Here is an 18,816-nt window from a genome sequence, read left to right as displayed (position 1 = left end):
TCACAAAGCTCTCTTCCAATCAAAACAAAAAGGCCGGTGCTCGCTGCGACACCCGCCGATTGAGGACTTGTCCATGCGCCAGGATCACCAACAAGACTGCATCGAAGTGCTTATCGAAAAGGCCCGTGACGGTCAGATCAACCGTCGCACCTTTATCCAGGCCATGGGCCTGCTGGCGGCGGTGCCATTGGCGCTGCGCAGCGGCATCAGCTGGTCGGCGGACAAGCCGCTGGTGGTGGTCAACTGGGGCGGCGATGCCCTGAACGCGTTCCGTTCGGCGTGGACCGACACCTTCACCAAAAACACCGGCATCCAGGTGCGCATCGACGGCGCCGGCCCGACCGAAGGCGCGATCCGCTCGCAACTGGCCAGCGGTCAACCGAGCTGGGACGTGGTCGATGTCGAGAGCTACAGCGCCCTCGTGCTGGGCCGGGAAAAGATCCTGCAACCGCTGGACTACAACACCATCAAGCGCGATCAGGTGGCCCCGGCGCTGTCCTCCGATTTCGGTATCGCCAGCTACCAGTTCAGCTATGTCATGGCCTGGGACAGCGAAAAGTTTGGTGAAAACGGGCCCAAGACCTGGGCCGATTTCTGGGACGTGAAGAAATTCCCCGGCAAACGCACGCTGTACAAGTGGATGAACGGCATGCTCGAAGCGGCACTGCTCGCCGACGGCGTTCCGGCTGATCAGCTGTACCCGCTGGACGTGCCACGGGCGATGAAGAAGATCGACGAGATCAAGCCTCACGTCCTGTCGTTCTGGAGCTCGGGTGCCGAGAGCCAGCAACTGATGGTCGAAGGCGAAGTGTCGGTGGGCGCGATCTGGCACACCCGCGCCAAGCTGCTCAGCGAAGACACCGACAACCGCGTGCGCTGGAGCTTCGACAACGGTTTCATCAACTCCAGCAGTTGGGCGGTATTGAACGGCAACCCCGGCGGCACGCAACCGACCATGCAGTTCATCCAGCAAGCGTTGCAACCCGAAGGCCAGCTCAAGCTGTTCGAACTGCTGGGCAACGGGCCTTCCAACAGCGCCACGGAAAAGTTGATGTCGGCCAAGCAACTGGAAGCCAACTGCGCTTCCGAAGAAAACCTGAAAAAGCAGATCGCCCTCAACGCCCAGTGGTACGCCGACAACTATTCCAAAGCCCTGGAAGAGTATCTGACGCGGTTGTCCAAGTGAGCCTGTGACCATGACTACCACCCTGGCCTCAACCCTGACCACCCCCAAGCCCCGGTTCAGTTCGCCGGGCCTGGAGCGCGGCCTGCTGCTGTTTCCGCTGCCGGTGTTGCTGCTGGTCTTCTACGTGCTGCCGTTTCTCGGCGTGGTCGGCTGGAGCTTGTCGCTGCCGACACCGGGCATCGAGCAGTACCAGCGCATCGCCACGGACCCGGCAATCCACGAAATGCTCTGGCGCACCTTGCGCCTGTGCCTGACCGTCAGCGGCCTGGCCCTGATGATCGGCTATCTGCTGGCGTACTGCTGGGTGTTCAGCCCGCCGTTCTGGCAGCGCGTGGTGGAGATCTGCATCTTCATCCCGTTCTGGATTTCCGTGCTGGTGCGGGCCTTCGGCTGGTTGATCGCCCTGCGCAGCAACGGCGTGCTCAACAACGGGCTGATGGGCATGGGGCTGATCGATCAGCCGCTGCAGTTGAGCCGCAATGAAATCGGCGTGGTCATCGGCATGCTCCACGTGATGATCCCTTATGCGGTGTTCCCGCTGCTGTCGACCATGCGTCAACTGGATCAGCGTGTGCTCATGGCGTCGCGAGGCCTGGGTGCCGGTGCCTTGCGCACCTTCTGGCAAGTGCTGCTGCCGCAGACCCTGCCGGGGATCCTGGGCGCGTTCATCATGGTCTTCGTGTTCTGCCTGGGCTTCTTCATCACCCCAGTGCTGTTGGGTGGCGGGCAAACGGTGATGATCGCCGAATACGTGTTCCTGCAAATGTTCCAGACCAGTAACTGGGGCCTGGGGGCTGCGCTGAGCGTGGTGTTGCTGGCCCTGGTCAGCGCGCTGATCTGGGTGCTGTTGAAAATGACCCGCGTGAACCGACTGGTAGGCTGAGATCATTATGAATACCCATCGCACAAGCCTGAGTACCCGGCTGTTGGCCGTGGTCGCCATGGCCTTCATGCTGTTCCCGCTGCTGACGGTCATTCCGGTGTCGTTCACCAGCAAACGCTTCCTGTCGATGCCCGAAGGCAACTGGTCGCTGCGCCACTACGAGGCGCTGGTGAGCAACCCGGACTGGTTCCACGCCATCAGCCAGAGCCTGACCATCGCCTTTGCCACCAGCATTATCGCCACATTGCTGGCAGCGAGTTTCAGCCTCGGCATCTGGTACATGCGCTCAAAATGGGCCACGGCGCTGATGGGCCTGGTGCTGTTGCCGATGGCGATTCCGCCGGTGATTTCCGCGCTGGTGCTGTACTTCATGGAGACCAAGCTCGGCCGCTTCGCACCGGGCATGGGCTACGACACCCTGACCGGTGTGGTGATTGCCCACGTGATCATGGTGGTGCCGTACGGCGTGGTGACCATGCTGGTTGCCTTGAGCCAGATCGACCGACGCATCGAACTGGCCTCGCGCAACCTCGGCGCCAGCCTGATGCAGACCACGTTCATGGTGATTTTGCCGAACCTGAAACTGGGCCTGGCCTCCACCGCCCTGCTGGGTTTCGCCCTGTCCTGGGAAGAGGTGGCGGTGACGCTGTTCATCACCAGCGTCAACGTCGACACCCTGCCCAAACGCATCTGGAGCGGCCTGCGCGACAACGTCGACCCGAGCGTCGCGGCGATTTCGGTGTTGCTGATCAGCCTGACCTTGCTGGTGCTGATCGGCAGGCTGGTGGTTCAGCATCTGGCGGATAAACGGGCGCAGAAGCTGCAGCATTCCTGACACACCCTGTAGGAGCGAGCCTGCTCGCGATGGTCTCAAGGGCAACGCGTTCATCCAGAATGAATGCGTTATCGTTAACGTCCATCGCGAGCGGGCTCGCTCCTACAGGGTGCAAAAACATGACCAGCCGCCTGTTGATCCGTGACAACGCCGCCCCGGTCCAATAGATTAGGCGACCTGAAAAAGCCCCCGGGCTTTCTCGCCCCTATTCAAGTTCAAAGAAGTAGTGAAATTTCAATGTCCGATTCCAATACCGCTGAAACCGTAGTCACCTTGTCGTCCAAAGCGGAATACGAAAACTCCATCAATCTTTCACAACACGTGTCCCAGGCGAAAACCATCAGCGAGATGGTGCTGGACGCTTTCCAGTCCACCCGTGAAAGCGACCAGATCCGCGAACTGCGTGCCGCCATCCGTCAGGCCCACGACAGCTTCGACGATGACAAAGCCTACGAACTGATGGGCCAGCTCAAGCAACTCAAGGACGCCGAGGCCGCCGATATCGCCGCCCTGGAAGACCTGAGCAGCAAATTCCCGATCAGCCGCATCCTGTCCAGCTTCAAGGACGACCCGGCGTTCCAGGAAATCGTCTACGGCCTGGCCCTGAAAGTGCTGAACCAGACCCACCAGGCCATCAGCAACCCGAGCGGCGGCAAGAGCAAAGTCGCCAAGGCCAAGAAAGAAGTCGAAGTGTTCACCATCAGCAAGGACGGCATCAGCGTCACCTTGCCGCTACGCACTCCGCGCTCGCGCCTGAACGTCGACCGTGAAGCCCTGGAATTCCTCGGTTTCACCTTCGTTGGCGAAGGCGAAGAGGCGGAACTGGAAAGCGAGACGTTCCTGGACAACAGCGGTGCCGAACAAGCGGTCAACCGCAAGAACATCATCACCGCCCTGCAGCAGCAGACTGCGTTCGATGGGTACAGCATCGCTGCGCAGTAATACTCACAGATGTGGTGAGGGGGCTTGCCTGTGGTGAGGGGGCTTGCCCCCGTTGGGCTGCGAAGCGGCCCCAAAACCTGTCATCGCATTTTTTCAGGCACACCGTATTCACTGAGTTTACGACGGCTTCGCCGCCGAACGGGGGCAAGCCCCCTCGCCACAAGTGACTCAGCGCCCCCCCTTAAAAGCCCCGCCATCCGAGCGGGGCTTTTTATTGCCCGTGATTCGGGCAAAACCGCGATTACTCTTCCAGTATCGACGCAGAACACCACTTCCCTTCACCCATGAGCACCACGGGTCCGCCTGCGGGGAGCGTCAACTCACTTTCCAGCCCAGACCTCAGTGGTGCAACTGCCGAGGTCATCATGAACACGACCCCCTTGTATCGCCAGTTGGCCAACCACTACCTGGACGCGATCCGCAGCGGCACCCTGAAAACCGGTGAACGCCTGCCCTCGATCCGGTTGATGATGGAAAAACACGCCGTCAGCCTGTCGACCGCCGTGCAGGTGTGCCGGGAACTGGAAGACTGCGGTGTGCTGGAAGCCCGGCCGCGTTCCGGCAACTACATTCGCCAGCCCGACACCGTGCCAAAGCCCGCCCCCATTGCCTCGGCGCCCGCACTGGATAGCAGCGTCTACGTCGGCATTCATGAACAGGTGTCCGCGGTGCTCAAGGCCAGTCAGCGGGCGACGATCAAGGTCAATTTCGCCAGCGCCTACTGCGCGCCAGAGTTGTATCCGTTGAAAACCTTGCAAGACAACATGATCAAGTCGCTGCGCTACGACGCCGGTCTACTCGGTGCTGCGGGCTCAACCTGCGGCAACAGCGCGTTGCGCAACCTCCTGGCCCGGCGGGCACTGGCCAGCAAGACTCACCTGGCTCCCGAGCGGATCGTGATCACCAACGGCGCCACCGAAGCGATCAACCTGGCCTTGCGTGCGGTCACCCGCCCCGGCGACACCGTGGCTGTGGAGTCGCCGACCTTCTACGGTCTGCTGCAAATTCTCGAAAGCCTGAACCTGCGCGTGCTGGAAGTCCCGGCCTCGGCCCACACCGGGCTCAATCTGGCGGCCCTGCAACTGCTACTGCAAGGCCCCGAACGGGTCAAGGCATTGATCGTCATTCCCAACCTGCAAAACCCGCTGGGCAGCATCATGCCCGACGCCAACAAGGCACGGCTGGTGAAACTGTGCGCCGAGCACGACACCGTGCTGATCGAGGACGACACCTACGGCGACCTGGTGGACACCGAACAGCCGCTGTCCACGCTCAAACATTGGGATAGCACCGACAACGTGATCTATTGCGCCTCGTTGAACAAAACCCTGGCACCGGGCATGCGTCTGGGCTGGATCAGCGCCGGCAAATGGCACGACCGTGTGGAGATGCTCAAACATACGCAAACACGGGGGTGTGAGGCGTTATCGCAATTGGCGGTCAGCGAGTTCATGCGCACACCGTCCTACGAACGTTACCTGCGGCGGTTGAGGAAAACCCTGACCCAACAACGTCAACAGATGAGTGAGGCGATTATTCGCTACTTCCCCCTCGGCACCCATGTGACCAACCCTCAGGGAGGCACGTTGTTATGGGTTGAACTGCCTCGCCGGCATTCATCGATGGCGTTTTTTCACGAAGCGTTGAAGGCCGGTATCCAGATTTCACCTGGGGATATCTTTTCCAATGCCAAGCGTTTCGATCACTTTGTGCGCATTGGCTGTGGCGCGCCGTATTCGCCGCGGATTGATGAGGCGCTGGCGACGTTGGGTCAAATCCTGAAAAATCAGGATTGACCCGAACCCTGTAGGAGCGAGCCTGCTCGCGATAGCGGTGTGTCAGTCACATCAATACTGAACGGGCCGCCGTCTTCGCGAGCAGGCTCACTCCTACAGGTGAGGGGTGATCTTCAGATCGGGGGCTGGTGCAGACAAACGATATGCAGGTCGTCATTCCAGTGCGGGAAACGCTCGGCGATCAGCGGGTCGTGGCCGGGGATGACGTGGTCTTCGCTGTCGGCCAGGCGGTCGATCTCGGTGAAGGCTTCGAGGGTTTGCGCCAGGTCATCAAGGATCGGAAACGGGCTGCGCTCACGTATGTTGACCCACAGGTGCGAGGCATCCGAGGCCAACACGATCCAGCCGCGCTCAGTATTCACCCGCACCACCTGGCTGCCCGGCGTATGTCCGCCCACCGGGTGCAGGGTCACGCCGGGAACGACCTCGACAACACCGTTGTGCAACCGCATCCGCCCTTCGAACAGTGGCGGCAGCGCTGACATCACGTCCTCGACCTCGTAGGTTTTGTTCACCGTGCGATGGGCCATTTTCGGCCCGGTGCAGAAACGCAGTTCCGCTTCTTGCAAATGCACGGTCGCCTTCGGGAAAAGCCCGAGGTTGCCGGCATGATCCCAGTGCAAATGGGTAAGGATCAGGTGCTCGACCTGTGTAGGATCGATGTCCAGTTGCCGCAGGGATTCTTCCGGCAGGCGATACATCTGGCGATTGCGCCGGTCCGCCGTGGCCGGTTGGAAACAGGTGTCGACCACGATCACCTGCTGCTCGTTGCGGATGACCCAGAAATAATAATCCAGCGGCATCGGCGCATTCGGATCACCGCAGCAGGCGTCGTAGAGAAAATTCTCCCTGGCGCTGCGCTGGGCGTTTGCGCCGACACGAATAGCGAACACTTCGTACACAGGAGCAGACATGGACACCTCCGGGTTCAGGCGACCGCCGTAGTTTTGAGGGTCGGACGGAAATCGAAATCGATCTGGTCGCTGATGCCCAGGTCCTGAGCCAGCTTATGCAGGCCACTGTAGTCGCGCATGATGGTCGCGTTCCTGTTGCTCTCGCGGGTGTCGGCAATGATCTGCGCCGCATCTTCGACCCCAAGCTGCGTCAGAATCGCCTCCCACATCGAGTAGTCCTGAGCGATAAAAGCACTCAGCGCCACCGACAGGTTGCGTGCGAAAAATTCCCGCTGGATGGGCTGCATGTTGGCGTACATGACCTTGGACACTTCGGCCAGCACCTTGCTGTGGGCGTACTCGTCACGGTTGTGCAGCTCGGCCACCCGGCGGTTTTGCGGCTGGATGGTCTGGTCGTCTGCCAGCAAGTCCAGATAAGCGTTGACGCTGATCTCGGCCACCACGGCAAAAGTGATCGCCGCCAGATCCCGCTGCCATTGCTCGGGCAGTGCTTCACGCTGGGCTTTGAGGCGCAGGTAAGTGACGGAGGGCGGCAGGTCCAGATCCTGATCCAGCGCCCGATCCAGCTTGGTCCGCTCGATGGCGCGCAGGTGCATCAGCGTGTGGTAGTGCTCGTCGATCAGGGTTTGTTGCATGGCCTCGCGAAAATGCCAGTCATCCTTGCCCAGGTACTGATTGGCGATGACGCTCAGCGCCGGATTGACCACATGTTCTTCGGCTGTGACGGTGCGCAGGTTGTAGCCGATCCAGCCCCAGGTCACCACACTGCTCTTGAGCTCGTCGCTCAAGGCCTGGAATTTCGGATGATGGAAAAACGGCACCATGCACTCCGGGTAATCCGGGCGCGCCGGGTCGAACACTTCTTCGACCTGGCCCCTGTCCGGCGAGCACACCGTGGCGCGCTTGGTCCAGGCCTGGTTGAGCCGCACGATCAGTTGATGATCGACCTGGGCGATCTCGATTGCTGTTTGCATGACGCGATACCTGTAAGACGCGTACCCGCCAAGGGGTACGCCAAAGGAATGAAGGGCGCCGGAAAAATCAGGCCAGCCAATAGCGGGTCAGGTTGCGCGCCGGGTCAGTGTAACGACTGCGGGCGTGGATCATTCGCCAGTTGTCCCAAATCAGCAGGCATCCGTCGGGAATCAGCACCGGAACGTTGTGCTCGACGAAGTACGCTTCGCCGAGCACGGCAAACCTGGCCAGCGGCGAGGTGCTGTTGGTCACCAGTGATTGCTGCAACGCGTCCTTGGACGGGTTCACGTCGCCGTAGTGAAACTGGTTGTAGCTGAAGCGGAAAATATCCCCGTCCTCCGTAGGCGTGAGAATGTATTCCTTGACCCGCCGCTGTCCCGGCTCGCCCGGTTTGGCGGTGGCGACAAATTCTATCGGCGTGTCATCCAGCCACTCACGCAGTTCTGGTTCACTGCGTTCCAGGGACTTGAGAAACTCGTAGCCGTCCACCAAACCGGTGTGCCCGCCACCGCACGTGGCCTGTTTATGGCAATGCAACGCCAGGTAGCGCGGCGGCGGTCCGTACACCGGCGCTTCAGTGTGCGGGCCGATGCCGTTCATGCTCTGGGAATACGGCAAGTCTTCGTAACCCGGCTTGCGGGTAATGGGAAAGGCCATCTGGCCGTTGAACTGCGGAATGATCGGGCCGAATTCGCGCAAGGTGCCTACGACATCATCGGCAAATTCCTCGGGGGTCAGCACCGTCCAGCCCAACGTCGACAGTTCTTCGTGACGATGGCCGAGCGAAGTGCAAGGTTGAGACGCAACAATCCCTTGGTCTGACATGGTGAGATTCCTGGCGGGTTATCCGGCGTTGACGGTTGAGGTGTACGCGGCGATGAAGTCGCGGCAGGCGTCGCCCGGTCGATAGCGTTGCTCGTCGATGCTCTGCACCGGGGTGATTTCGGCAGCGGTGCCTGTGAGAAAACACTCGTCGAAGTCGCCAAGTTCTGTAGGCAAAATCGTGCGTTCGACGATCTGGTAGTCCAGCGCCCTGGCCAGTTCGATCACGGTCTGGCGGGTGATACCGTTGAGGAAACAATCCGGTGCAGGGGTGTGCAGCGTGTGGCCTTTGACGAAGAACACATTGGCGCTGGTGGCTTCGGCAACGTGACCGCGCCAGTCGAGCATCAGCGCATCGTGGTATCCGGTGTTCTCGGCGTCGTGCTTGCTCAGCGTGGCGATCTGGTAATGCCCGGAGGCCTTGGCTTCGAACGGGCTGCTGCTCGGTGGTGGGCGGCGCCAGGTCGCGGTCTTCAAGCGGATGCCGGCCATGCGCGCGGCCGGGTCGAAATAGCTCGGCCACTGCCAGCACGCGATGGCCACGTGCACACGGTTGAAACGCGCCGAGGTGGAAATCATCTCGCTGCCGCGCCAGGCCACCGGGCGCAGGTAGCCGTCGACGACCTTGTTGCGTTGCAGCAGTTCGTGACTGGCCGCCTCCAGTTCAGCCAGTTCATAGGGGATGGCAAAGTCCATCAGTTGCGCCGAGCGATACAAGCGCTCGCTGTGTTCGCGCAACTTGAAGATCCTGCCGTTGTAGACCCGCTCGCCTTCATACACGGTGCTCGCGTAATGCAGGCCATGGGTCAGCACGTGCAACTGCGCCCGGGACCACTCGACAAACTCGCCGTCGAGCCAGATAACGCCCTCGCGCTGATCAAACGGGATACAGCTCATATCCATATCTCCCCATTGTTCATGATTTTTCCTACGCCGTTTCCAGCAACACGGGTATCAATTCCGGCACGGCGGTGAGCTCGGTCTGAAAGAAGAACGCACGCTCGCCGAAGGCCGGTTGCAAGTCGTCGAACCAGGTCACTTGCGGATCGAAGCGCGCGTAGAAGGTGCGCAGCACCCATTGCGGATCGCGTGCCTGGAGGAACTGCAAGACGAAGACTTTTTCCCCGGCGACGGTCTCGATGCCGTTGATCAACACCTTGCCGTAGAAGGTGCTCATGGACGGCCCGCGCACCGTGCGCGCAAGCCCCGACACCGTGCGGTACGCCGCCTGGAAGATCTCGAAGGCCCGGGCCAGCGGCATTGCGAAGTAGTGGCTGGGGCCGGTATCGCGTTCGACGAACATGTAATAAGGCACGGCGCCCAGTCGCACACCCTCGGTCCACAGCGCGGCCCAATCGGCGGGGTTTTCGTTGATGTGGCGGATCACCGGCGCCTGCATGCGCACCGTTGCACCCGTCGAGCGAATGCGCTCGATGGCCTGGCGGGCGATGGCCTGGCGGATCTCTACCGGGTGGTTGTAATGGCCCATGATCGACAGGTTTTTCCCCGCCGCGACGATGCGTCGGAACAGCTCCAGCAGCTCAGGCGCATCCTTGTCGCTGACAAAACGCTGCGGCCAGTACGCCACGGACTTGGTGCCGATGCGGATGTTCTTCAGGTGTGGCAAATCCAGCAGCGGCTCGATGTAACCGGCCAGGGAGCGGGTGTTCATGATCATCGGGTCGCCGCCGGTAATCAGCACGTCGGTCACTTCCGTGTGCACCCTCAGGTAGCTGACCAACTCCTGGGACTCGCGCGCGTTGAACTTGAGTTCTTCTTCGCCGATGAACTGCGCCCAGCGGAAACAGAAGGTGCAGTACGCGTGACAGGTCTGACCGGCTCCGGGGAAAAACAGCACGGTCTCGCGGTACTTGTGCTGGATGCCCGGCAGGACTTTTCCATTGAGGGTGACACCGTTGTGGGTCAACTGCCCGGCCGGATGCGGGTTCATGCGCCGCCAGATCGCCTCGATCCGACGCTTGATCGCCGCGCTGTCATCCAGCTCGATCAGTTGCTTGAGCGAGGCATATTCCTCCGCCAGCAACATGTCCTTGTGGGGAAAGGTCATGCGGAAAACCGGATCGTCCGGAATGTTGTTCCAGTCGATCAGCGTGCCCAGCACGTATTCGTTGGTGCGAAACGGCATGACCCGGGCCACCACGGTCATGGCCTCCTGTAGCGCTGGCGTCAGCTTGTGCCAGTAAGGTGTGTCGCGGATGGTGCGTGAGTTATAGGGTTTGTAGCGTTCGTGCTCCGACAGTCCTTGCATGGCCGCGCTCCTGGTGATTGCCCTGAGTGTTGTTACGCGATGGCCGGCGCTTTGCGCTCTATGTCCATCCATGCCCGGACGCTGTCGCGATCCCACTGGCGACGTACATACGCCGCGAGCCGCGCAGGCACCGGATCACCGTTGGCAACCAGTCGGTTGAGCATGATTGCCAGGTCGGTGTCGGCAATGCTCCAGTCACCGAACAGATGCTCGGCGCCCTCTTCCAGCAAATGCCCGGCGACGAAGAACAGGCGCTCGACGGCGGCTAGGGCCTCGTCGGAAAGCGCGGTGTTTTTCTTGCCGAAGTACACCAGGTCAAACGGACGCTCCTTGCGCACCACCAGCAAGTCACTGCGCAACCAGGCCTGCAATTGACGGGCACGGGCACGCTGCTGGAGCTCCTGCGGATAGAGTTTTTTATGCCCAGGGGAGAGTTCATCGAGGTATTCGGCAATCGCCGATGATTCCGACAAGGCAAAATCGTCGTAAACTAACGTGGGAATCTTGCAGGTCAGCGAAAGACCGCGATAACTCGGCATATAGTTTTCGCGTGCTTTTAGATCAACAGCAACAAGTTCAAATGAAAGTTGCTTTTCCTTGAGCGCCACAAAAGCCGACATCGCAAAAGCGCTGACATGATCGGCGCCGACATATAGTTTTAGCTTCCTGTTTTCCATAGAGCACTCCATTGACCAACTGCAGGGATTAACGTGCATTGGAAGTGATCGTAGTTAGTTGAATGAAGGCTGGATAGATACAGAATTTGCCCGTTTCAATCGATACAGAAAGTTGTTCTCCACCGGCAGACGCACAGCCAAAACCCCGGCAATTGCGCTGCAAAAAGCGATACCGGGACAGGTCTGAAAAACAAAAAAAAAGGGAGCCAACGAAGGTTGGCTCCCTGGGTTGATGCGACGGGAAATTACGGTCGGGTGGTGATCAGGCCATGGCTGTCGGCAAAGTTCGAAAGCAGCGCCATTTGCGGCATGTTGCTCATGTTCAGCATCGCCAAAGGCTCGTGTCTGCTGGTGTTGACGAAGCCGTGCCTGGTCCACGCTGGTACCAGCAGCACGTCGCCATTGCTGACGTTGACCCCGTCGGCATCGCCGAGGGTCAGCACGCCGCTGCCGCACTGGATGACAAACAGATGCCACCAGGAATGGGCATGACCGTTGAGCGTCACACCGGGATTCAGCCATTGCATGGCGATCGCCATGCCAGGCGTCACCTCACAGCCTTCAATGCTCTTGTCGTGAGCCAACGCGACAATATCAACGTCGCTGGCTTCAAGGGTCTGACGCATACCTGCCAGTTCGGTGCCTTTCCACACCTTGGGAACTGGCGGTCGATGATGGAGACTTTGACGAAAGTCCTCATATGAAAAAAACGCACCTTGAAAGTTATCCATTCGCACGCCCTTATTAATTCCCCATACTTTAGCGCTAAACCTTAAGTTAACGATTCAGCACTGTAAAGCCGGGAAACAATTTACAAAACCGATGGACGCAAGGCTGCAATCATGTCCACTTCTATCGCTGCGTTCTTGGGTAACTGATAAACACCCACCGTGGTGCGCGTATGTTTACCGGCATCGCCCAGCACATGACTGAACACATCCGAGGCGCCGTTGGCCACTTCACTCAAATCGACAAAGTCCGCCGTGGACTTCACATAGACCGTTACCCGGATCAATGACTTGATCTTGTCCAGCGAGCCAATCGCATCGACGATCAACGCCAGCCCGCGCATCGCGCTGATGCTGGCGGCCGCTTGCGCATCGGCCATGCTGAGGTCCAGCCCGACGCGGCCGGGGTAATGGATCTTGCCGTTCATGCGCGGCACCAGGCCGCTGATGTACAGCTCATCGTGATGACGGATCAGCGGCGCGTAATGCCCGCCCGCGGTGTTTTCGCCATAGATGTCATAACCAAACTCTTTGGCCAGGGCGATGAAGCGTTCATCGCAGGTCATGTGCTGGATCATTGATCGAACCCTCTTGATCAGTAATGCAAAAAAACGGCTGCTTGCCGGCTCAACACACGGCGCGGGTGACCGGTGCCAGGCAAGTCACCTCGATGCGAGACTCAATTACCTCGGCCAGCCGCAACAGGTCGTTGCTCAGTTGCCCGTAGTGTTCGTTGAACAGCACGATGTGGCCGATGAATGAGAAGTTGTCCTTGATCTGTGCGCTGACCGAGTCACCGACACGCTTGGCGTACTGCCCCTCCACCATGTCGATACGCAGGGCGCGGGCCAGGGCCTCGATGTCAGGCGTCGCGCGCAGGATGCCGCCGGCCGGCGCCCTGAGCAGGCGTATGCCGCAGTAGCCGCGGGCCACTGGCTCATGCTGTTCGCTCTGGCCTTCCACCGCCCAGCGCACCCAGCGTTCCCACGGATCGAAATTGACGAAGGCGCGTTTGGCCAGGTCCCAGATGTGCATGCCGCCGGGGCGCATGTTGGTTTCCACGGCGGAGGTCAGGTTGTCGCTGCGCAGGAACACTTCGTTGTGCCAGGCCCCATTGTCCTGGGAGACCAGGCCCGACATATGCCGACCGGCTGCCATCAAACGCGCCTGTACCTCAGCCGCAAGCGGTGCGGGCACGACTTGCTGGATCTCTGCGCGGTAGGCGCCTTCGGTGGTGGTTTTTTCAGTGACCCAGGTGCTGCCGGCCACGCAGTCCCAGCTGTATTCGCGGGCGTTCTGCACCAGCTCTTCAAGGACGATACCGCCTTCGCGGTAAGGCTTCAGGGCGAGCCAGGCATCCTCGCATTCCGAAGGGTGATGGATGACACGACAGCCCCGGCTCGCGCCTTCGCAGGCCGGCTTGATGAAGGCCTTGCCGCCCAGTTCGACGACGCGCTGGCGCAGTTCCGACAGGCTTGCGACCCGCGCGGAAAACACCGGCCGGTATTCTTCGGGGGCGGTGCTGGCCGCCGCTTCGAGTTGGCGGAAGATCTGCTTGTCCAGACCCGCCCGCGCTTCGCCCGGGGTAATGCCCGGCAGGTCGAAATGACTGGCCAGCGCCGCACCGAGCAGCACGCCGCGATCGGAGAACGGCAGTACGCCGATCAGCTTCCAGCTGTCGGCATTCAGGCACCCCACCACCAGTTCAAGGGACGTCGCCACATCGTCTTCGGCCAGTGAAGTGCTGCAGACGTGATCGGCCACTTGGTCGTCATGGGGCTGGATTTTCTCGACGAGCAGGATAAGCCTGGCGTTGTAGAGCGACTTGCACAGCTCGCGCAGCTTCTGGATGTCGTGAACCCGATTGCCGTTGTAACCGACCACTACCACGCATGAAGTCGTATTCATAATGCCCCCGACCTGCAAAGTGAAAACCGCAACGGCGATGACTCAGTCATGCAACGACGCATTGGATTTACGGTTGAGCCAATACCAGGCCAGGATCCCACCGGCACCGATGGCGGCCAGCACCAGCGCGTTGTACGGCGCCGGCACCACCCGCATGATCAACACGGTCAGCCCGGCCCCCACCCCCAGGGACACCTCCTTGACGAACATGTTGTTTTGTTTGACCGAGAAGTAATCGAGGTAGCTGAAGGCGCATTCGGCAATGGACAGCAGCGCCACCCAGACCAGCGCCCCGGCGAGGGTTTCGACGTGGAACGCGGCGGGCGAAGACAGCACCGCAAAGCCACCGACGATGATCCCGATCACCGCCACGACCTTGAAGCGCCCAGTGCGCTCGATCAGCTTCATCACCGGCACCTGGGCGAACACCACCACGGCACTGTTGAGGATCAGCATCAGGCCGTACCAGGCCGGCAGTTCGCCGGTCTTGAGCAGAATCGCTTGCGGCAGGATCGAGAACACCCCGAACAGCTTGATGCCCATGATGATCCCGGCGATCACCCAGGGCAGTTTGTTGCCCCAGTTGCTGCCAACCTGACTGGCCGGGCGGGCTACCACCGGCTCGGAGGTGAAGGTCGCGCCAAGGGCGATCGGCAGGCACAGCAACACGAACGCCGCCGCACCGAGGAAAAACATCGTAGGCGTGAGAAGTGGCGACAGCAGGATCAAACCGGCCACCAGGCTGCCCATGTTCATGGCCACGCGGTTGTAGGCCGCGCCTTCCTTGGTCTGGGCCGCTTCGCTCTTGATCAGGTAACCGGCAATCGCAATGCCGTAGGCAAACAGCGCGGCAGCAAACATCACCATGCCTTGATCGCTGGTCAGCGCCAGCAGCACCAGGCCAAGGCCGGCACACAGCAGCGTGACGCTCAGGGAACGGCGGCCAAGCACCAGTAAAGTCAGGGGCAACAGCAGCAACAAGGCGCGATACCCAAGGGCCAGGATGCTGTTGGTGGCGGTGTCGAGCCAGACGTTGGCCTTGCCCAGCACCGCGAACAGCGAAACAGCGGTGATGATCCGGATCGTGAACAACCGCAGGTTAATGACCGGTTTGGCTACCGAGACCGTTGTTTCGACACTCATGCAGCACCTCAGGAACCGGGTGAACGCCCGCCAACAAAGGCCGACATTCAGAAAAGTCTGTAAGGGCATGGTAGAGAGAGAGGCTTGTCCTGATCAGGGCAAGTTCGTATAGAATCCAACGAACTTTACTGCCGGAGAGACCAGTAAAATGCAGGTTCAACGCGCAGTCATCGCCGCCATTGAATTCCAGCCCGGCGCGCCGCTGGTGCAGCAGATCGTCGATCAGCTGACCCAGGCCATCAGCACCGGGGGCCTGCCCCACGGCGCCAAGCTGCCGCCGATTCGCGAACTCTCCGACTTGATGAACGTGGGCAAGTCCACGGTGGTCGATGCCCTGGACCGCATGCGGGCCAAGGGGCTGGTGGTGTCTCGCCAGGGCTCCGGGCATTATGTGCATCGCTCCGAAGCGGCGCTGAAAAGTGGCACCGGCCCGGACCTGCAACCCCAGGACACCCTCAGCGTGATTCGTCGCGCCTTGCTGCTGGACAACGGCGCGCTGCGCCCCGGCTGCGGTTTTCTGCCGACCTCCTGGCTACCCGCCGAAGAATTGCAGAAAGCCGTGCGCAGTACCTTGCGAGCAACGTCGTTGCGCATGGGCGAGTACGGCGTGGCTGGCGGTTATCTGCCGTTGCGCCAGGCCCTACGGGTGAAACTTGCGACCTTCGGCATTGAAGCGCCGGTGGACCAGATCATCACCACCGCCAACACCATGCAGGCCATCGACCTGCTGATGCGCCTGCTGGTCAAACCCGGCGACACCGTGCTGCTCGACGACCCCTGCTACTTCAACATGCACGCCAACCTGGCGTTGCACGGGGCCAAAGTCATCACCATCGCCCGGGATTGCGACGGCATGGACCTCGACGCCTTCGAGCAACTGCTGATCGCCCACAAACCCGTGCTGTACATGACCAACAGCACGCTGCATAACCCCACCGGCCACTCGTTCACCCCGGCTCAGGTCTACCGCTTGCTGGAACTGAGCCACCGCCATGGCTTCCACATCGTCGAAGACGATCTGTACTGCGACATCCAGCAACGCCGCACCCCGCGCCTGGCGGCCAGCGGGCTGGACAACGTGAGTTATGTGTCGGGCTTCTCCAAGACCCTGACCGCCAACAGCCGTGTCAGCTACACCGTACTGTCACCGCAACTGGCGGCACGCATGGTTGCCCTGAAAATGGCCTGCGGCGGGGTGACGTCGGAACTGGCGGAGCAGATCACCTGCACCATGCTCAACGACGGCAGCTATGCCAAACATGCGCGGCGCACGGTGGATCGGTTGTATGAATCCAATAGCCGTGTGGCCGGTTGGCTGGCGCAGGCCGGGTGTTCGCTTTCCTCGTTGCCCGGCGAAGGCGTGTTTATCTGGGCACGGTTGCCGGAAGGCTTGCATGCCGAGAACCTGGCTCGCCAAGGGCTGGAGAACAATATGGTATTGGCGCCGGGCACCTTGCTGAGCAAAGCCCCGAATGCCAGTCAGTTCCTGCGATTCAATGTGGCGCACAGTGACAGCTTGCAGGTGCGGGAGCGGTTTTTCCGGTTGCTCGATAATCCCCAAAAATAGCTGACTGCCCTCGGCCCTGTGGGAGCGGGCTTGCCCGCGAAGAGGCCGTCACATCCAGCATCAATATTGCCTGACACACCGCATTCGCGGGCAAGCCCGCTCCCACAGGGGTTGTGGTATCCAATGAGATCCCCGGCCACCAGATCGCTACGATTGCCGACCTCATCCTCGCCGGCTAACTTCGCCCTGTCGCTGCCAATTCAGCGACCGGGCCTGATAACCCGGGTAAGATACGGGCGCACAAGCGCCACCAATCACGATTGCCGGCGTTTTTTTATGCCCGCACATTCGTGCAATGGCGGCTGTGCGTGGGAGACCTTCGGGTCTGCCGGAATCCCGTATCTCCGGTTTATCAGCCTGCGCACAGCTGCCACCCATTCGCCTGATAACGAACGTGGTAGCTCTCAACTTGATTCGGGAGCTTTACTCATGAATGCTATTGGTCTGTCTGCTTCAAACGTCATTCACCACCTACCAACCAACAGGAGGTGAAGCCCAATGACCAATCCCCAAGACCTCAAAACCATCGGCCTCACCCCCTTCTCCTACCACGCCAACGAACCACTGTTTCGCATCAACGCCGGTGTCCCGGTGATCGAAGCCCTCTACCACGCCTCCGACCTGCTCCACCTGGCCAAACTCCTCGCCTCAGACGCCGCCATGGTTCGCGACAGCGATCGGCATGCCTGTGCCTCGCATTTCCTGCAGGACATGAGCAAGGCAATCATCGACGACGTGGTGAAGGTGCTCGATGCACCATGTAACAACCGCGCATAAATGAAAAAGCCCCACCGTTCTCTCGAAAGGAGGGGCTTTTGCGCTGCAGGCTGTTTCAACTTTTGGGCCAAACGATACAACCTCTTCGCTGCAACCAGAGCTCAGGAAAACATGGTGCGCTGCTCAGCTTCGTAATGCCGGGTCTGAAAAGGCATGAGGGCTTGGGCTTTTAGGCCAAGGCCCTCACTCAACCCCCAAGAGACAGCGAGCTCATCACGGCGTCGACGCAGTGGCGTGATGGTTTGTAGCATCACGGCTTGCACGGAAGTCGAATGTGCAAAAAGCTCGAGGACATTGAGAGTTTCCGACACCCGGAGATCGGATAAGCAAGTAAATCGAGTAAATCGCTCGAGCAGATAGCCAGCGCGCCGAACCTCCACTTCGTCAGTGTGACAATTCAAAAAAGCGGTTACCTCGCTTTCAAGATTTGAGTCCGAGTACCAGACAGCTTTTGCGGCGCTCACGAGAGCAGCGTCATCAGCTTGATTCAAAGGTCTTTTTACCAGTGTGTCCAAGGCGGATAAGAGGACGTGGCCGCTATGGGGCTTCGTCATCTGTGCTCTCCAGATAATCATGCAAAATATTAGTGAGAACGGAGATTGGTGGCTCCTTGTTGCCAACATATACATCAATCGCCTGCAATGCCAGTCGACGGAACTCGGTAGTCAGGATGAAACCAGCCCTGAGAAGTGCCTTGATATCACCAATGTCCTGATCGGTCGCCCTGCCCAGCTTGGAGATGGCAATGTCGACAGGTGCTGCGATATGAACGTGCAGCGGGGACTCAATCGGAAACTCTTCAAAAGGAAGGCTCCGCTCCCAATAGTCCTCATGTATCGGGCCAAAACTGGTGTTGTATTGCAGGTCGTAGTTCAGCTCCATCAATCGACCGGATCGCTCATCAACAAACTGTTCGGGTATCTCTGCGAGCATGGTTTGCAGGTGTAAACCTTCGGGAACATGAGCCTCATAAATCTCGGCATCGACGTCGGTGGAAACGCGATGATGGGTATAAAGGTGAACAGCGCAGCCACCGAAGACGATAATTTTTACCGCCCCTGCTCCTGCGTTCTCAAGTTCCAGCTCCGCTTCGACAGATTTGAACATCGAAATCAAAGCCTGCCCCAACGCTGTATCCGTATTAACACGCGGGGTGATTATCTCTGGCAGTTCCATCGTAGAGCCTCTGGGATGCTTGTGATGACAGCATCCCCGAGGCTAGATATGCGACTTCCGACCCTCAACCTGAAAACCCTGTGGGAAAGTTAAGGTAAATCCGTAAGCATTTTCGCGTGCCATATCGTCCCACTTTACGCGAGTCTGCTCGCAATGACGGCAACACGGTTCATCAAAATTACCCCCAACAAAAAGCCCCGCTCTTCTCTCGAAGGCGG

The 18,816-nt window shown here is 59.9% G+C and carries 19 protein-coding genes; 7 read left to right on the top strand and 12 right to left on the bottom strand.

Features of this window, described 5'->3' with window-relative positions; translation table 11 throughout:
* Positions 1–73: 73 nt before the first annotated feature.
* The 5 genes from AC3IX1_RS04770 (at position 74) to AC3IX1_RS04750 (ending at position 5,642) form a co-directional block, all read left to right on the top strand.
* Entirely contained in the window at positions 74–1,186 is a 1,113-nt protein-coding gene (locus tag AC3IX1_RS04770; protein WP_489387323.1) for an ABC transporter substrate-binding protein, read from the top strand.
* Between the two features lie 10 nt (positions 1,187–1,196).
* Positions 1,197–2,069, top strand: a complete 873-nt coding sequence (locus AC3IX1_RS04765) for an ABC transporter permease (protein WP_489387322.1) — start codon at positions 1,197–1,199, stop codon at positions 2,067–2,069.
* A 7-nt stretch (positions 2,070–2,076) separates the two neighbouring features.
* Complete coding sequence (locus AC3IX1_RS04760) at positions 2,077–2,904, top strand: ABC transporter permease (RefSeq protein ID WP_046040210.1); 828 nt, start codon at positions 2,077–2,079, stop codon at positions 2,902–2,904.
* A gap of 237 nt (positions 2,905–3,141) precedes the next feature.
* Entirely contained in the window at positions 3,142–3,846 is a 705-nt protein-coding gene (locus tag AC3IX1_RS04755) for a hypothetical protein (protein ID WP_489387321.1), read from the top strand.
* A gap of 365 nt (positions 3,847–4,211) precedes the next feature.
* Complete coding sequence (locus AC3IX1_RS04750; RefSeq protein ID WP_489387320.1) at positions 4,212–5,642, top strand: aminotransferase-like domain-containing protein; 1,431 nt, start codon at positions 4,212–4,214, stop codon at positions 5,640–5,642.
* Positions 5,643–5,755: 113 nt separating this feature from the next.
* On the opposite strand, the gene AC3IX1_RS04745 is transcribed toward AC3IX1_RS04750, so the two are convergent.
* The 10 genes from AC3IX1_RS04745 to AC3IX1_RS04700 all read right to left on the bottom strand — a co-directional run bounded on the left by AC3IX1_RS04745 (position 5,756) and on the right by AC3IX1_RS04700 (position 15,078).
* The gene (locus AC3IX1_RS04745) at positions 5,756–6,556 is read right to left on the bottom strand and encodes an N-acyl homoserine lactonase family protein (protein ID WP_489387319.1); all 801 of its coding nucleotides are present in this window, start codon (positions 6,554–6,556) and stop codon (positions 5,756–5,758) included.
* Positions 6,557–6,570: 14 nt separating this feature from the next.
* Complete coding sequence (locus AC3IX1_RS04740) at positions 6,571–7,530, bottom strand: diiron oxygenase (RefSeq protein ID WP_489387318.1); 960 nt, start codon at positions 7,528–7,530, stop codon at positions 6,571–6,573.
* A 67-nt stretch (positions 7,531–7,597) separates the two neighbouring features.
* Complete coding sequence (locus AC3IX1_RS04735; RefSeq protein WP_489387317.1) at positions 7,598–8,356, bottom strand: TauD/TfdA family dioxygenase; 759 nt, start codon at positions 8,354–8,356, stop codon at positions 7,598–7,600.
* 18 nt (positions 8,357–8,374) lie between these two features.
* Positions 8,375–9,250: a branched-chain amino acid aminotransferase gene (locus AC3IX1_RS04730; RefSeq protein ID WP_489387316.1), complete on the bottom strand. Its 876-nt coding sequence runs from the start codon at positions 9,248–9,250 to the stop codon at positions 8,375–8,377.
* 31 nt (positions 9,251–9,281) lie between these two features.
* Positions 9,282–10,622 carry a KamA family radical SAM protein gene (locus AC3IX1_RS04725; RefSeq protein WP_489387315.1) on the bottom strand — a complete coding sequence of 447 codons (1,341 nt, stop codon included), beginning with the start codon at positions 10,620–10,622 and terminating at the stop codon, positions 9,282–9,284.
* A 32-nt stretch (positions 10,623–10,654) separates the two neighbouring features.
* Positions 10,655–11,299, bottom strand: a complete 645-nt coding sequence (yfcF, locus tag AC3IX1_RS04720; RefSeq protein ID WP_489387314.1) for a glutathione transferase — start codon at positions 11,297–11,299, stop codon at positions 10,655–10,657.
* A 245-nt stretch (positions 11,300–11,544) separates the two neighbouring features.
* Positions 11,545–12,030 (bottom strand): cupin domain-containing protein, encoded by a 486-nt coding sequence (locus AC3IX1_RS04715; protein WP_489387313.1) that lies wholly within the window; start codon positions 12,028–12,030, stop codon positions 11,545–11,547.
* A gap of 80 nt (positions 12,031–12,110) precedes the next feature.
* Positions 12,111–12,605: a RidA family protein gene (locus AC3IX1_RS04710; protein ID WP_046040191.1), complete on the bottom strand. Its 495-nt coding sequence runs from the start codon at positions 12,603–12,605 to the stop codon at positions 12,111–12,113.
* Between the two features lie 49 nt (positions 12,606–12,654).
* A complete protein-coding gene (locus AC3IX1_RS04705; protein WP_489387312.1) occupies positions 12,655–13,935 on the bottom strand; it encodes an ATP-grasp domain-containing protein in 1,281 nt (426 codons plus the stop codon).
* Between the two features lie 42 nt (positions 13,936–13,977).
* Positions 13,978–15,078, bottom strand: a complete 1,101-nt coding sequence (locus AC3IX1_RS04700) for a hypothetical protein (protein WP_489387311.1) — start codon at positions 15,076–15,078, stop codon at positions 13,978–13,980.
* 148 nt (positions 15,079–15,226) lie between these two features.
* Between AC3IX1_RS04700 and AC3IX1_RS04695 the strand changes: the two genes are divergently transcribed.
* Together AC3IX1_RS04695 and AC3IX1_RS04690 are read left to right on the top strand one after the other, a co-directional pair.
* Entirely contained in the window at positions 15,227–16,645 is a 1,419-nt protein-coding gene (locus AC3IX1_RS04695; protein WP_489387310.1) for an aminotransferase-like domain-containing protein, read from the top strand.
* Positions 16,646–17,143: 498 nt separating this feature from the next.
* Positions 17,144–17,422 (top strand): DUF3077 domain-containing protein, encoded by a 279-nt coding sequence (locus AC3IX1_RS04690; protein ID WP_489387309.1) that lies wholly within the window; start codon positions 17,144–17,146, stop codon positions 17,420–17,422.
* Positions 17,423–17,523: 101 nt separating this feature from the next.
* Here AC3IX1_RS04690 and AC3IX1_RS04685 read toward each other — a convergent pair whose 3' ends face one another.
* Together AC3IX1_RS04685 and AC3IX1_RS04680 are read right to left on the bottom strand one after the other, a co-directional pair.
* A complete protein-coding gene (locus AC3IX1_RS04685) occupies positions 17,524–17,976 on the bottom strand; it encodes a hypothetical protein (protein ID WP_489387308.1) in 453 nt (150 codons plus the stop codon).
* Positions 17,960–18,598: a DUF6036 family nucleotidyltransferase gene (locus AC3IX1_RS04680; RefSeq protein ID WP_489387307.1), complete on the bottom strand. Its 639-nt coding sequence runs from the start codon at positions 18,596–18,598 to the stop codon at positions 17,960–17,962. The genes AC3IX1_RS04685 and AC3IX1_RS04680 overlap by 17 nt, the downstream gene beginning before the upstream one ends.
* Positions 18,599–18,816 lie beyond the last annotated feature (218 nt).

This window comes from Pseudomonas sp. KH_046_2, assembly GCF_057838985.1.
The sequence above is the reverse complement of the archived record's forward strand: the minus strand, read 5'-3'. Positions and strand labels throughout refer to the sequence as shown.

Coding starts and splice junctions, on each gene's coding strand:
- AC3IX1_RS04770 (WP_489387323.1), top strand. CDS start 74: ATGCGCCAGGATCACCAACAAGACTGCATCGAAGTGCTTATCGAAAAG.
- AC3IX1_RS04765 (WP_489387322.1), top strand. CDS start 1,197: ATGACTACCACCCTGGCCTCAACCCTGACCACCCCCAAGCCCCGGTTC.
- AC3IX1_RS04760 (WP_046040210.1), top strand. CDS start 2,077: ATGAATACCCATCGCACAAGCCTGAGTACCCGGCTGTTGGCCGTGGTC.
- AC3IX1_RS04755 (WP_489387321.1), top strand. CDS start 3,142: ATGTCCGATTCCAATACCGCTGAAACCGTAGTCACCTTGTCGTCCAAA.
- AC3IX1_RS04750 (WP_489387320.1), top strand. CDS start 4,212: ATGAACACGACCCCCTTGTATCGCCAGTTGGCCAACCACTACCTGGAC.
- AC3IX1_RS04745 (WP_489387319.1), bottom strand. CDS start 6,556: ATGTCTGCTCCTGTGTACGAAGTGTTCGCTATTCGTGTCGGCGCAAAC.
- AC3IX1_RS04740 (WP_489387318.1), bottom strand. CDS start 7,530: ATGCAAACAGCAATCGAGATCGCCCAGGTCGATCATCAACTGATCGTG.
- AC3IX1_RS04735 (WP_489387317.1), bottom strand. CDS start 8,356: ATGTCAGACCAAGGGATTGTTGCGTCTCAACCTTGCACTTCGCTCGGC.
- AC3IX1_RS04730 (WP_489387316.1), bottom strand. CDS start 9,250: ATGAGCTGTATCCCGTTTGATCAGCGCGAGGGCGTTATCTGGCTCGAC.
- AC3IX1_RS04725 (WP_489387315.1), bottom strand. CDS start 10,622: ATGCAAGGACTGTCGGAGCACGAACGCTACAAACCCTATAACTCACGC.
- yfcF (WP_489387314.1), bottom strand. CDS start 11,299: ATGGAAAACAGGAAGCTAAAACTATATGTCGGCGCCGATCATGTCAGC.
- AC3IX1_RS04715 (WP_489387313.1), bottom strand. CDS start 12,030: ATGGATAACTTTCAAGGTGCGTTTTTTTCATATGAGGACTTTCGTCAA.
- AC3IX1_RS04710 (WP_046040191.1), bottom strand. CDS start 12,605: ATGATCCAGCACATGACCTGCGATGAACGCTTCATCGCCCTGGCCAAA.
- AC3IX1_RS04705 (WP_489387312.1), bottom strand. CDS start 13,935: ATGAATACGACTTCATGCGTGGTAGTGGTCGGTTACAACGGCAATCGG.
- AC3IX1_RS04700 (WP_489387311.1), bottom strand. CDS start 15,078: ATGAGTGTCGAAACAACGGTCTCGGTAGCCAAACCGGTCATTAACCTG.
- AC3IX1_RS04695 (WP_489387310.1), top strand. CDS start 15,227: ATGCAGGTTCAACGCGCAGTCATCGCCGCCATTGAATTCCAGCCCGGC.
- AC3IX1_RS04690 (WP_489387309.1), top strand. CDS start 17,144: ATGACCAATCCCCAAGACCTCAAAACCATCGGCCTCACCCCCTTCTCC.
- AC3IX1_RS04685 (WP_489387308.1), bottom strand. CDS start 17,976: ATGACGAAGCCCCATAGCGGCCACGTCCTCTTATCCGCCTTGGACACA.
- AC3IX1_RS04680 (WP_489387307.1), bottom strand. CDS start 18,598: ATGGAACTGCCAGAGATAATCACCCCGCGTGTTAATACGGATACAGCG.